Here is a 13,675-nt window from a genome sequence, read left to right as displayed (position 1 = left end):
GTTTTCACCGCTTTCAAGCGTCATTTTCATAGGCTTTGGTCACTTCTTCCAGGCGGTGTCCAATGGTGGCCGACGGTGCTTTTATGAGCAGCAAGGCAGCCAGGGTTGGCGCTATGTCAATGGTTTCTACCGGACGGGTCAGACGCTGGGGCTTAAATCCCGGATTGACAAACAGCAGGGGCACATAACTGTCATAATTCCAGGGCGAGCCATGATCCACACGGGCTTCTGCATTATTTTCCATGGCTTGATAGGGCGGCGGAACCAGATACAAATCCCCTGCCCGTCCGGGGAAAGCCATTTTATCCACTTTAGCGCTTAACCAGTCGTATTCTGTGCCGCGCAGAGGCAGAGGGTAAGCCTGGAAAATATCCCGACGCTGACGCAGTAATTCAGCGAGGTAGGTGCTGACGGTATTGACGCTGAGCTCATGATCATGGATGAGTTGATGATCAAGGTAAACATAGGGGCCGTCGACTTGAAGCAGCGTAGCAGCCGGTAATTGGAAGTGTTTGATCAACGCCTGGGTTATCTGCTGTTTGACGGCTGGCACGTCAAGACGCTGGTTTTCCTTCATCTGATGGCTGGCTAAGAACGCGGGGGAGTCGCTGACGCCATGATCGGCGGTTAAAACAATCAGCGTGTTTTCAAGACCGACCTGCTCATCAATGGCCTTAAGCAAGTGGCCTAGCGTTTGATTTAAGCGCAGTAAATTGTCTTCCGATTCGAGGCTGTTGGGGCCGAATTGATGGCCTACTGCGTCGACTGCGGAAAAGCTGATGCCTAGATAATCGACTTGATCACGGCGGGTTCCCAATTTTTCTCTTTTTAAGAGTTGCATGGCGAAATCAGCCGTCAACTCATCCGCATACGGACTCATGGACAGGAATTTGTAGTAGGTTTCAGCGTTTGGTTGGCCCAAGTCATGCGGAAAGTGATAACCATACGCAGGGAAACGGTGAGTCAGTCCGGGGGCCTTGGCATAATGGTATTGTTCAATTCGTTTGCTTAAAGTCCAGATTTGTTGTTTGGGTTGATAACGGCTGTTCCAATCGGCAACCCAGCCCGGGTAAGCCGAATAATAATGCTGACTGGTGACAAAGCCGCCGTTCTCCTTGTCAAACCAAAAGGCCTTACCCGCGTGTCCGGCCAGGGTGATGGCGGCGCGATCTTTAAACGAGACGCCGAAGGCACGCCCTTTTTGTGATAAAACCAGTTCGTCGCTTAAAGTTGACGCCAGCAGATTGCGGGGTGAACGCCCGTCAACGGCCTTGGTGGTATGCGGCGTTGGCAGAATGCGGCTTTCCGGATCTTCCATGCAGTAAACGCTTTTTTTAAGTGCCGGATCAAACCAGTCATTGGCCACCACACCGTGCAGAGTAGGGTAAGCCCCGGTGGCAATGGTTGCATGCCCCACGCAGGTGACGGTGTGGGCGTGCGGGTGGTGGGCGTTCTGGTAGTCTAGGCTGTGCGTCAATAAATAATGAAAACCGCCGTCGCCAAAATCCTTGCTGTACTGGTGCAATAAATCACCCCGTAATTGATCAACAACCAACTGAACAATCAGACGCGGTGGTTTGGGGGCCGCAATCAGGGGCAGGGGAAGTAACAACAGGGCGGCAATGATTTTCTTCATGGTCAATCCTTTCTGCAATAAAGCTTGCAGCATCCTAAAGGAGATTGGCTGAGGGGTAAAGAGGTTTTATTACTTCAAACGAAAGAAGGGAGACCAATTGATTGGGCTTTTCCTGGATGTAAATTTAGTCTAATATTTGCTCATTTTGATTTTAAAAAATATAAACTCAAGGAGGATTTTCCATTATATCAGCAGGTTGTAAATTGATTAAGCCGTTTAAAGAAAAGCCATGACGAATTGGTTTAATTCGTATACACTAACTTTTCGGTGCGATCTTGACACCGGAACCTATTAATGGAGTTTAAGGAGAAAGAAGATGGGTTTTCAATACAAATCATACTCAGAATTGAAAGACAACTGGACAGAAACGAAACGTCTTTACTGTGCTCGCCATGAAGCCACCGATATACATCATTTGCCCCCGGCCCGTAAGCATCGCCAAATTCAATTGGAAGTGATCGAAAATGTCTTTTCCGAAATTGATAAAAATGAAAAGATGGACGCAACGCGTCGAGCCAAAGTGATAACTGGCTTTGTACATATCCTCCGAGAAGAAATTAAAGAGGCCAGGGAACAATCAGGTTATTTAAGCCGTCTTTTAAAAAGCATGATTGGTGAAACAGAGAAAGGCGATACACTTGAAAAAGGCCAGACTGAAAACCTGCTGGATGTAGCCGCTGCGGATTCCATGGTTTTAGCTGCGTGGCAGTTCTTTAATAGCGTAGTTTATGAAAGTGGAAAAGTTGGTGATAAAGTGCGCAAAGACCATGCTTTTAAAGTAGATGGCCTTGACGTGAATAAATACCATACTCACATGGTGGCATTGAAAGAGCGTTATAGTCAGACTGTATTTAGCTCAGCCCATACAAAAACAGAAAAGGAACTCCAGGCAGAGGCTGAGGAACTGAAAAGAGCTGAGAGAGAAAAACACCCGAGTATGCTGCAATCAGTAAGAAGTAATCTGTCTTCTTTCATTTGGGGGGCAAACAGCAAAGCAGAGAAAACTGAAGAAAAAAACGTTGTGACTACACAACCAAGCAACAGCTGATAGTCCAGGACACCCCTCCGCAGAGGGGTGTTTCCTTTATCGGTCAACCGGATATCCCGCTTTCATCCAATCCATAATCCCGCCATCCAGAGAATAAAGCGCTGTGTAGCCTAAATCTTTAAGCGTTTGCGCAGCCGTTAACGAACGCACGCCGCCTTTGCAATGCAAATACACCGGGGAATCAAGATCGGGCGCTACGTCTTTGATGCGGCTGGCAATTTCATCTTTTGGAATGTGGTGCGCGCCAGGAATGTGGACTTCCTGCCATTCATCCAGTTCCCGTACATCGATGACGCAAAGAGAAGAGTTATTGTCCCAGCGCTTCTTCAATTCATGGCTGCTGATGGTTTTAATCGGATTGTCGGTCATGGCATTTCCCTGTTGTAGTTGAGTGTTGGTCTTGTCAAGGTGGAGTGGTGAATGAACCAGTAAATGGCGGCAGTCACTACCCCGCCCAATAACGTCGCAAAAGCCCAGGTTCCGGCTGAAACCAGCGCTGTGCGCTGCCCGAGCTTATAAAGATTGCCTGCATCACGTGCCACGGCCCCAGCAAAGAAAAGATGCAGCAAGGCATTGATAATCAACAGCAGGTATTGAAGGGTCTCTATCTGATTACTGTACTGCTGCGCCCATTCATTCAACATGCTGCACCTCCCGGGTTTGTCTTGATTGCCGCCACGACAGCAGAAAAATAGCGGCGATGACACAGAGCATGGCCAACTGCTGCACGGAATTCGGTACTTCTGCGAAAATGACAAAGCCCCAGAAGAGCCCGGTCAGGGCTACGACGCCGCCGGTTAAACTGTAAAAAACGGGGCCTGCGAGGCGAATGAGTTTAAAGAAAATAAAATAGCCGGCGCTGGAAAGCAGAATTTCAAGAATAATCACTTGCTTCGCCGTCGTAAACGGTGGCGTCAGAGAATAGAACGCGTGCTGTTGAATCACCAGAGGCGTTAACAGCAGAGAAGCTGCCAGCAACATGCCGCTCGCTGCCTGGATAGCATTGAGCTCGGCGGGTTGTCTCACACCAATGTAAATGGAGCAGAGGGCAAAGCCTAAAGGACTGATTAAAGCCAGCAGTGTCCAGCCGGACATCAGGCCGCTGCTGCCTGGCGCGATGATCATGACAATGCCGGCCACACCCATCAGCAAGGCTAGAATCCGCCAGCGATCAAAACGCTCCTGCCGGGTGACCAGCGCCAGCGGATAGACCAGCAGTGGAACCGTGTTGACCAAGACGGCGAGCAGGCCTGCCGGCAGATGGCTGGCAATAAAATACATGTTGGTATTGGGAATGGCGATGCCTGAAAGACCGCAGACAAAAAAATAGGGCCAATGCTGCCTCTGCCACAACGGGTTGTTTTTAGTAAACAGGCCGCTCAACGTCAGAATGATCGCGGGCCCCAGCGCTTGCCAGAATGAATAACCCAGGGGCGGGACGTCATGGGTCATGGCGTAGCGCGCAAGGCTATAGCCTGAACCCCAGATGAATCCCAGTAAAATGAGCAGCATCAGGGCTTTCAGTGAATTAAATGAGTTCATTGAATCCTTTATTCTAACGAGTCTGTCAGGCCGGTTGGCAGCAATTTGCGTTGCTATGCGTAAAAAGCTATAGTCAACAAGCCTTGTTCAGCTGTTCTGACAAGCCTGCCAATGGCCAAAGAGTACCATTATGCCATTTTTGGCGGGGGCTGACTATTCTTCATTCTGCCGCCCACTTACGTTACTATCGTCTACCCCCACATCATGATCGAGGAAGAAAGTATGCACCCACACGATGTCCCAGTGCCTCATTTAACCACCGCCCATTGCGGCCCGCTGTACCATGTTGAAAAAGTCATTTTAAGCCAGGTAGCGGCCATTGAATCCTGGTTTCGCCAACAGTGGCAACTCACGCCGCCATCGCTTACTTCTTCAGTGGATTTGCGCCATGCCGGTTTTAAACTGGCTCCGGTGGATACCAATTTATTCCCGGCTGGATTTAATAATTTAAACCGCGATTTTCTGCCGCTTTGTATTCAGGCCGCTCAGGCAACCCTGGTGGATTATCAGCCTGAATGCCGACAAATTTTATTGCTTCCCGAAAACCACACGCGCAATCGTTTTTACATGCAAAGCCTGAGTGTCCTCCGCGATATCCTGGTGAAGTCGGGCTTTGTCGTCCGTATTGGCAGCCTGGATCCGGAAGTGACTACGCCGCAGGAAATAGTAACTGACAATGGGGTGACGCTGTTAATCGAACCCGTCATTCGTGATAACAATCGTCTTGGGCTGCGTGATTTCAATCCTTGCCTGCTGGTGTTGAATAATGATTTATCCACCGGTGTGCCGGACAGTTTAAAGGGCCTGGAGCAGCGCATTGTTCCTACGGCGAAATTGGGGTGGTCCAGTCGCCTGAAATCAAGCCACTTCACGTTTTTTGAAGAAGTTGCACAGGAGTTTTCACACCTTGTGAATCTTGATCCCTGGTTTATTAATCCCTACTTCAAAGCGGTGGACCGCATTGATTTTATGGCGCAGGAAGGGGTTGATAACCTGGCAAATGAGACGGAGCAATTGCTGAAAGTCATTCAGGATAAATACACCACCTATGGAATTGAAGAAAAACCGTTCGTGGTGGTCAAGGCGGATAATGGCACGTACGGCATGAGCGTGATGATGGTGCATGATGCGGAACAATTGCGGCAATTAAATCGCAAGCAACGCACGAAAATGGCCGCGAGCAAAGGCAGCCAGAAAGTCGAGCGAGTCATCATTCAGGAAGGCGTTTACAGTTTTGAAGCCATGCCGGATGGGGCTGTCGCAGAGCCGGTGGTGTACATGATTGGCCCCTTTGTGGTTGGCGGTTTTTATCGGGTGCATCAGGGACGGGGCAGTGATGAAAATTTAAATGCGCCCGGCATGCATTTTGAGCCTCTGGCTTTTGCTCAGGCCTGTAATATGCCAAGGGATGATCTGGATCCCGTGGAGTGCCCTAACCGCTTTTATGCCTATGGCGTCATTGCCCGTCTGGCGGCGCTGGCGGCAGCCCGTGAAATCGCTGCCGTTGGAGGTGAATAATGAAGCTGGCTGTTGTCATGGATGCGCCCCATTTATTAAAACCCTATAAAGACACAACAGTCGGCATGATACGCAGTGCCCAGCAATTGGGCTGGTCTTGTGTTTATTTTACGCTTAAGGAGTTGCTCTGCCGTGAAGGGCAGGCCTATGCGCGGGTCTCCTCCATTCAGGTGGCCGATGACGACACCAAACCGGATTGGGCCACAATCACCCCGCTGGGGGAAAAGCCGCTTGCTGAGTTTGATGTGATTCTGATGCGAAAGGATCCCCCCTTTGACATGGAATACATCTATGCCACCTATGCTCTGGAACTGGCAGAAAAAACCGGTGTCCTGGTGGCGAATAAACCGCAAAGCCTTCGTGACGCCAATGAAAAATTCTTCACCCTTCATTTTCCGCAATGTTGTCCGCCGACCTTAGTCAGCCGCGACATAGCTATACTGCGTCAGTTTTGGGAGCAACACCGGGATGTGATTTACAAACCCCTGGAAGGCATGGGGGGCAATTCCATCTTTCATGTCGATAAACACGGAAAAAATTTATCGGTCATCCTCGAGGTCTTAACCCACTCGCAAAGCACCATGATCATGGCACAGCAATACATTCCCGACATTGTCACCGGCGGCGATAAACGCATTTTGTTGATCAATGGCGAACCGGCGGCTTACGCGTTGGCTCGTATTCCCGCCAAGGGGGAGTTGCGGGGTAATCTTGCTGCCGGCGCCCGCGGTGAAGTGGTTGCGATTACGGCGAGGGATCGTTGGTTATGTGAACAGATTGCCCCCACGCTTAAAGCCAAAGGACTTTATTTTGTGGGCATCGATGTGATTGGTGATTATTTAACCGAAATCAATGTGACCAGCCCCACCTGCGCCCGCGAAATCATGGCGGAAACCTCAGAAGACATCACCGGTGATTACCTGCGTTGTTTAGCTGAGATCAAACAGAAACTGAATTAACGCACGGCCTGTCTGAGACAGGCCGTGTTCTTACAAAAAGTTTAGGCTAATGCGCTGAACCGGATGGCATGCACAGTGATTTTTTTGAACGATGCTCGATGAACCGAAGGACCTCCATAATGCTGTCCCAATGGATCGCGTCCTCTGTTTTGTATCGTTCCAGACGGTCCAGGAACGACTCATGGTTGTCGTGTTTTCGGAAAAACACGGTTTTGAAAAAATACAGCATCGCGTGAATTTCGCTTCTGTCGATTCCCAAACGTTTCATGCCGATGATGTTAATGGAATCGAGCGCGGCGCGAAAACCTTCTGCATACCCATAAGGAATGAGATCATTGGCAATGGATGACGCACCGGACATCATGGCGGCCTTACCGATGTGAACATATTGTGCAACCACGGAAGCGCCTCCCAGAACCGCGTAATCATCGATATGGACGTGTCCTGCCAACAAGACGGCATTGGCCAGCGTGACATGATTCCCTATCTGGCAGTCATGGGCGATATGCGCGCAAGCCATGAACATGTTGTGATCGCCAATGCGTGTGACGCCCTGATCCTTGGATGTGCCGCCATTAATGGTGACATACTGACCGATGTAGTTGTGCTCACCAATAACCAACAGGGAGTCTTCTTCGGTGTAATTTCTTACCTGCGGCACATCGCCCAGACAGGCGAAGGGATGCACGCACGTGTGGCTGCCAATTTGCGTATGGCCTTTGATGACCACGTGGGAGTCAATGTGAACATGATCGCCTAAGGTCACATCCGGGCCAATTATGCTGTAAGGTCCAATGCTAACATGCTGACCCAGGATGGCTTTTTCATCGACGATCGCAGAAGGGTGAATGACTGTACTCATGTGCTATACCCCATCAAATAGAACAAATTTTGTGCTATTTAAGTGTAGATGGCGGTTAAAGAGTGTCAAGAATGATTTGAGCAAAAATAAATCAATGGTGTTTTGTACGCTGGTTTACTCGCTGAAATTGAGCTGTCTTAACGCTTCAAAGAGGATAATGGCGACCGAATTGGACAAATTCAAACTGCGGCTGTTCGGTTGCATGGGAATGCGGATAACGGCATACCGTTCGCGCACCTGTTCGGGAAGTCCGCGGGTTTCAGGACCAAAAAGCAGCATGTCGTCGTGTTGATAGTCAATCTCGTGATAAGCGGCGGTGCCTTTGGTGGAGCAGGCAAAAATACGCCGATGCTGATTTTTTTCTATGAATTCGGCATCATTGGCATAATGAATGACCTGAGCCCACTCGTGATAGTCAAGGCCGGCACGCCGCATGCGCTTGTCATCGAGAGTAAAGCCTAAGGGGTGAATCAAATGCAATTGGGCGCCGGAATTGGCGCAAAGCCGAATAATGTTCCCGGTGTTGGGAGGAATTTCCGGTTGGTACAGAACAACATGCAACGCCATAATGCCTTAAGCCTCGTCTTCATCCACGTAATCAGTACCCAGATTCTCGTCGCTGCCTTCATCATCCACGTAATCACTGCCGTCATTGCTGTCATCGCCGTTTGCCGCCAGGGCTGCTCCCTGTTGGCCGGTAATACGGTAATGACGATGCTGCAGGTAGGCATCGCGCAGGAAAGCGTAAGGATCGAGCGCCTCGCTCATCAGGCGTTCGGTTTCAAAAAGTTGTGAGCGTAAATCAACATAACGCAGGCCAATTAAACCATAAATCACCGCGTCATTGCCGATGTAGGGGTAGGGGGTTATCACTGTGTATTCAAACAACATGCCCATGCCATCGCGAATGGTGCTTGGTCCCATCAAAGGTATCATGATGAAGGGGGATTTTTTATCTCCCCACTTGGCGAACGTGAGCCCCAGATCGTTGCTGTGGGGCGGCAAACCAAAGCGTTTATCAGCCACATCAAATAACCCGCCAATACCAAAGGTGGAGTTAACGACAAAACGCCAGGTGTCTTTAATCGCATAACGCCATTCCCATTGCAGCACGTCGTTGGCCACAGTAGGAATCATATTGATGTTATTGTAGGCATTATTGATGCTGGCCCTTACCGGATCGGGCAGGACGGCCTTATAAAGGCGGGCTGGCGGTTTTAAAATGGTGGCGTCAAAGGCATTATTAAAACGATAAATTTTGCGGTTAAGCGATTCATAAGGGTCATCTGGGTTGGGACCTTTATGAAAGCAGCCTGACAACAGTAAAGCACTTGCCAGTGTGGTTAGACTCGCAATTAAACGCATAATTTAACGGTTTTTTGAGGGAGTAAATCTGATGTTACACCAGAATCCGGATGCAGACCACCTCAAAATTAAAATTGCATCACAAAGGTCACCGGCCCGTCGTTGCAGAGATGAACCTGCATGTCTGCCCCGAATTGGCCGCTGGCGACGAGGGAATAATGTTGTCTGGCCAGAATGAGCAGTTCTTCAAACAGCATTTGCCCCTGCGAGGGGGGCGCGGCTTTGGAAAAACTGGGTCGCAATCCCTTACGGGTGTCTGCGACTAAAGTAAATTGCGGTACCAGCAGCAGGCCGCCTTCCACCTGGCGAAGGTTCAAATTCATTTTGCCCTGCTCGTCACTGAACAGGCGGTAGTTCAGGCATTTCTCAAGCATGGCCGCTAAGGTGGTCAGGCTGTCGGTGATTTCAAACCCACACAGGATTAACAGGCCGTGGTTGATGGCGCCGATGGTGGCGTTGTTGACTTCCACCCGGGCTTCCTTCACGCGTTGAATGACAGTCAGCATGCATCAGACCCCTGACGAGCCATTTCCTTGGCGGCACAAACCAGCGCATCAATGATGCCTGCCTCGCGATCGGAATGCCCCGCATCCCTGACAATGCTCAAATTGGACGTGGGCAGAGCCCGATGTAAATCCCAGGCGCCCGCCAGTGGACAGACCATGTCGTAACGGCCATGGACGAGGTAGGTGGGGACATGGCGGATTTTTTGGGCGTTGTTTAACACCTGATTTTCTTCAATAAAATAGTGGTTGACAATGTAGTGCGACTCCAGTGTCGCCAGTGCGAGGGCAAAATGCGGTTCGCTGTATTGATCAATGACACTTAAATGCGGCTGCAGGCTGCTGCAGCGCGCCTGCCACAGGGCCCAGTTTTTAGCCGCGCTCATGCGCGCCAGTTCATTATTGCCTTGGAGGCATTCGGCATAATACTGGGGAATTTCCCCGCGTCTTTCCACGGGCACGATGCTTAAGAATTCCTGCCAGTAGTCTGGGTAAATCAGACTGGCGCCCTGTTGATAAAACCAGGCCACGTCGCGGGGGCGGCCTAAAAAAATACGGTGCAACAGTAAACCGCCGATTTGCTGAGGGTAAAGCTCGGCATAAAGCAGCGCCAGCAGAGAGCCCCAACCGCCACCAAAAAGCATAAACCGGCTAATGCCCAAATGGGTTCGGATTGCATCGATGTCATCCAGCAGGTCCTGAGTGGTGTTGTCCCTGATTTCAGAATGTGGGGCGGAACGGCCGCAACCGCGCTGATCAAAAATGATGATGCGGTAAACCTGCGGATCAAAAAAACGGCGTAAGTAGGCGCTTCCACCAGCTCCTGGACCGGGATGAAGCACCATCACGGGCAACCCTTCGGGATTGCCGGTTTCTTCAAGGTACAGGGTATGAAGGGGGTTGACGGCCAGTTCATGCCGTTTGTAGGGTTGGATTGCTGGATATAAAGTATGCATAGACGACTCGGGTATTTTTATTAATCTTATACCTCACCTGCGCAACTTGGCAAAGATTCGCGGGGAATTTATTTGCCGTTGGCCCGTTCGCCGTCCAAGCTGGTGTTTGACTGCTAAATTTAACATAATAACGCCTTTCTTTTGTTGGAAGTGAATCAATGACCGTGGATGCTTTACTGAAAGGGCTGAATGACAGACAACGACAGGCGGTTGTTGCGCCTTTGGGTAATACGCTGGTACTCGCCGGTGCCGGGAGCGGTAAAACGCGTGTACTGGTCAGCCGCATAGCCTGGCTTATTCAGGAACATCATTTCTCTCCCCATTCCATTCTGGCGGTTACCTTCACCAACAAGGCCGCTGGGGAAATGAAGGCGCGTTTAAGCCATCTGCTGCCGGTGTCTCTGGCTGGATTCTGGGTTGGAACTTTCCATGGTCTCTGTCATCGAATTTTGCGCCGTCATCATCAGGATGCCCGTTTGCCCGCTGAGTTTCATATTCTTGACAGTGAAGACCAGGCGCGGGTGATTAAACGAGTCATTGCGGCGCTGAATCTCGATGACGATCAATGGCCTGTCAAGCAGGCTCAGGCATTCATCAACGGCAGGAAAGACGAGGGGCTTCGCCCGCAGCACATCCATGCGCAATCCTTTGGACCTACACGTACCTTAATCCAGATTTATCAGGCGTATGAGCAGGCCTGCCAGACGGCCGGGGTGGTGGATTTTGCCGAATTGCTTCTGCGTACGCATGAGCTTCTGCGTGACAACCCGGACATTCTGCAACACTACCAACACCGTTTCCGCGCCATTCTGGTGGATGAGTTTCAGGATACCAACACCATTCAATACGCCTGGATCCGTCTGCTGGCAGGGCAGGGCGCATCCGTCATGGCTGTGGGAGATGATGACCAGTCCATTTACGGCTGGCGGGGGGCCAAAGTTGAAAACATTCAGCAATTCTCACAGGACTTCCACAACACGCTGGTTGTGCGTCTGGAACAGAATTACCGTTCAACCGCCACCATCCTCGATGCCGCCAATGCGTTAATTAACAATAACCAGTCCCGCATGGGCAAGGAATTATGGACCGAAGGCAGCGCCGGCGAAAAAATCATGGTCTACGCCGCGTTTAACGAATTGGATGAAGCCCGGTTTATCAGCGAGCGCATCCAGATGGCCATTCACGATGGGCGCAGCGCGGACGAGATTGCCATTCTCTATCGCTCCAATGCCCAGTCGCGAGTCATTGAGGAAGCCTTATTAAGGGCCGGAATTGCGTACCGCATTTATGGCGGCGTGCGCTTTTTTGAGCGGGCGGAGATTAAAGACACCCTGGCTTACCTGCGCTTACTGGCAAATCCGGATGACGATACCGCCTTTGAACGCGTGGTGAATTTTCCCACGCGGGGCATTGGTGAAAAGACGCTGGATGAATTGCGCCAGCTGGCCAGGAACTGTCAGGGGTCTCTCTGGCAGGCCGCCGGCGAATTGCTGGCTCAGGGTGGATTGCCGCAACGGGCCGCCACTGCCTTGGAAAAGTTCATCCAGCTCATCCGTGGATTGCAGGCTAAAACGCAATACCTGGAATTGGATGAGCAACTCTCCGAAGTGATTAACGGCAGTGGTTTATACGCGCACTTCTCCAAGATCAAGGGGGATAAATCAGAATCGCGTCTCGATAACCTGCAGGAATTGATTAACGCGGCCAAACAGTTCCGTTATGAACAGGATGTCGATGAGGAACTCCCTTTACTGGTTGCTTTCCTGGCCCATGCCTCATTAGAGGCCGGCGAAATGCAGGCGGCAGAACATGAGCGTTACGTGCACTTAATGACCCTGCATGCCGCCAAAGGACTGGAATTTCCCATGGTGTTTCTCGCGGGCATGGAAGAAGGCGTATTTCCCGGCAAGCAATCCATCGAAGAGCCCGGCCGTCTGGAAGAGGAGCGCCGCCTGTGTTATGTCGGAATGACGCGCGCCATGGAGAAACTCATGCTTTCCTATGCGGAAGTCCGGCGTCAGTATGGACGGGAAGAATACCACCGCCCATCCCGTTTTCTCCGCGAACTGCCCGCTGAATTGCTGGATGAAGTCAGGGTGAAGGCTCATTATCAGTCAGCGCCTTCCTCATCGCCCAAGTCGTCTTCGGTTGCAGCGGTGGCAGCCAGTGAGGCGGGATTGAAACTCGGGCAGAATGTTTCGCATGCGAAATTCGGTCAAGGGGTTGTGATCTCTGTGGAAGGCAGCGGCGCGCATACGCGTGTGCAGATTAAATTTGCCGATCATGGCGTGAAATGGCTGGTGTTAGCCTATGCCAATTTAACCCTTGCTGAAAATTGTTCTTTTTAAAAGATCTGCAAGAAGAATGTGCGCGGATGGCATCCCTGGGCTTGAATTTCAGGCCATCCGGTGCTACGGTTCGTGTGGCGAAAAATAAATGACGTCGCTTGGGTTTTGAGTTTATTACATCAATTAAGGGGAATTACGTGAAGCTTAAAAGTCTAATGACTGCCGGTGCACTCCTGGCTGCAGTCGCATCACCCGTTGTAATGGCCGCTGATAACACCATGTCAGATGACCAGAAAAAAGCCATCGAAAAAGTTGTGCATGATTATTTGGTCAATAATCCCGAAGTGTTGCTGGAAGCGTCTAAAGCCTTACAGGAAAAACAACAGGCCAGCATGCAGCAACAGGCTCAGGCCGCTATCCTTGAAAATGCCTCGCAGTTATTCAGCGATAAAATGACCGTTTTAGGTAATCCAAAAGGCAATGTGACGCTGGTTGAGTTTTTTGATTACCAGTGCATTCACTGTAAAAAAATGGCGCCCATTGTTGCCGCTTTGATTAAGAAAGACAGCAACCTGCGCGTGGTGTTCAAGGAATTCCCCATTTTCGGCAGCAGTTCGGACATGGCTTCACGCGCGGCACTCGCAGCCGCTTTGCAGGGCAAATACCAACCCATGCACGAAGCACTGCTCAAGCAGGAAGGCCGTCTGAATGAGAAAATCATTATGGACACGGCGAAATCTGTCGGTCTGGACATGACCAAATTTAAAACGGACATGGACAGCCAGGCTGTCAAAGACGCCTTGAGTGCGAACCGTGAGCTGGCTGAAAAACTGCGACTCATGGGTACGCCTGCGTTTATCATTGCGTCAACACCTGCGGGTCAATTCAAAACCGGAACCACGCCGGCGTTTATCCCGGGTGCTGCCAGCGAACAGGCGCTGCAGGATCTGATTAAAAAAGCCTCCTCCAGTTAATGCTTTTTGCCGGCAGATTGCCTG

At 50.7% G+C, this 13,675-nt stretch carries 14 protein-coding genes; 5 read left to right on the top strand and 9 right to left on the bottom strand.

Annotated features, from left to right (window positions below; all coding sequences use genetic code 11):
• Positions 1–13: 13 nt before the first annotated feature.
• Positions 14–1,636, bottom strand: coding sequence for an alkaline phosphatase family protein (locus DYE45_RS11080; protein WP_108290601.1), 1,623 nt, complete (start codon positions 1,634–1,636; stop codon positions 14–16).
• A gap of 316 nt (positions 1,637–1,952) precedes the next feature.
• On the opposite strand from DYE45_RS11080, the gene DYE45_RS11070 reads away from it, so the two are divergent.
• Complete coding sequence (locus DYE45_RS11070) at positions 1,953–2,684, top strand: hypothetical protein (protein WP_108290597.1); 732 nt, start codon at positions 1,953–1,955, stop codon at positions 2,682–2,684.
• A 36-nt stretch (positions 2,685–2,720) separates the two neighbouring features.
• Here the strand turns inward: DYE45_RS11070 and DYE45_RS11065 are convergent, their stop codons facing one another.
• Genes DYE45_RS11065 through DYE45_RS11055 form a run of 3 tightly spaced genes read right to left on the bottom strand, consistent with a single transcriptional unit; the run spans position 2,721 to position 4,226 of the window.
• A complete protein-coding gene (locus DYE45_RS11065; protein ID WP_108290595.1) occupies positions 2,721–3,053 on the bottom strand; it encodes a rhodanese-like domain-containing protein in 333 nt (110 codons plus the stop codon).
• Positions 3,050–3,328, bottom strand: a complete 279-nt coding sequence (locus tag DYE45_RS11060; protein WP_108290593.1) for a hypothetical protein — start codon at positions 3,326–3,328, stop codon at positions 3,050–3,052. Before DYE45_RS11060 ends, DYE45_RS11065 begins: the two co-directional genes overlap by 4 nt.
• Positions 3,318–4,226, bottom strand: coding sequence for a DMT family transporter (locus tag DYE45_RS11055; protein WP_108290591.1), 909 nt, complete (start codon positions 4,224–4,226; stop codon positions 3,318–3,320). The genes DYE45_RS11060 and DYE45_RS11055 overlap by 11 nt, the downstream gene beginning before the upstream one ends.
• A gap of 222 nt (positions 4,227–4,448) precedes the next feature.
• Here DYE45_RS11055 and gshA point away from each other — a divergent pair, with 222 nt between their 5' ends.
• Complete coding sequence (gene gshA / locus DYE45_RS11050; RefSeq protein ID WP_108290589.1) at positions 4,449–5,744, top strand: glutamate--cysteine ligase; 1,296 nt, start codon at positions 4,449–4,451, stop codon at positions 5,742–5,744.
• Entirely contained in the window at positions 5,744–6,703 is a 960-nt protein-coding gene (gene gshB / locus DYE45_RS11045) for a glutathione synthase (protein ID WP_108290587.1), read from the top strand. Before gshA ends, gshB begins: the two co-directional genes overlap by 1 nt.
• Positions 6,704–6,749: 46 nt before the next feature.
• Here gshB and lpxA read toward each other — a convergent pair whose 3' ends face one another.
• The 5 genes from lpxA to pip form a co-directional block, all read right to left on the bottom strand.
• Positions 6,750–7,565: an acyl-ACP--UDP-N-acetylglucosamine O-acyltransferase gene (gene lpxA, locus DYE45_RS11040; RefSeq protein ID WP_108290585.1), complete on the bottom strand. Its 816-nt coding sequence runs from the start codon at positions 7,563–7,565 to the stop codon at positions 6,750–6,752.
• 114 nt (positions 7,566–7,679) lie between these two features.
• Positions 7,680–8,132 (bottom strand): tRNA (uridine(34)/cytosine(34)/5-carboxymethylaminomethyluridine(34)-2'-O)-methyltransferase TrmL, encoded by a 453-nt coding sequence (gene trmL, locus DYE45_RS11035; protein WP_108290583.1) that lies wholly within the window; start codon positions 8,130–8,132, stop codon positions 7,680–7,682.
• Positions 8,133–8,138: 6 nt separating this feature from the next.
• Complete coding sequence (locus DYE45_RS11030; protein ID WP_108290581.1) at positions 8,139–8,930, bottom strand: MlaA family lipoprotein; 792 nt, start codon at positions 8,928–8,930, stop codon at positions 8,139–8,141.
• A gap of 68 nt (positions 8,931–8,998) precedes the next feature.
• Positions 8,999–9,436 (bottom strand): D-aminoacyl-tRNA deacylase, encoded by a 438-nt coding sequence (gene dtd, locus DYE45_RS11025; protein ID WP_108290579.1) that lies wholly within the window; start codon positions 9,434–9,436, stop codon positions 8,999–9,001.
• Complete coding sequence (gene pip / locus DYE45_RS11020) at positions 9,430–10,389, bottom strand: prolyl aminopeptidase (protein WP_108290577.1); 960 nt, start codon at positions 10,387–10,389, stop codon at positions 9,430–9,432. Before pip ends, dtd begins: the two co-directional genes overlap by 7 nt.
• Positions 10,390–10,547: 158 nt before the next feature.
• Between pip and uvrD the strand changes: the two genes are divergently transcribed.
• Positions 10,548–12,737: a DNA helicase II gene (gene uvrD, locus DYE45_RS11015; protein WP_108290575.1), complete on the top strand. Its 2,190-nt coding sequence runs from the start codon at positions 10,548–10,550 to the stop codon at positions 12,735–12,737.
• A 137-nt stretch (positions 12,738–12,874) separates the two neighbouring features.
• Positions 12,875–13,651, top strand: coding sequence for a DsbA family protein (locus tag DYE45_RS11010; protein ID WP_108290573.1), 777 nt, complete (start codon positions 12,875–12,877; stop codon positions 13,649–13,651).
• The last annotated feature ends 24 nt before the right edge of the window (positions 13,652–13,675 follow it).

The sequence above is a fragment of the Legionella taurinensis genome (genome assembly GCF_900452865.1).
Taxonomy (GTDB): Bacteria; Pseudomonadota; Gammaproteobacteria; order Legionellales; family Legionellaceae; genus Legionella_C; species Legionella_C taurinensis.
The sequence above is the reverse complement of the archived record's forward strand: the minus strand, read 5'-3'. Positions and strand labels throughout refer to the sequence as shown.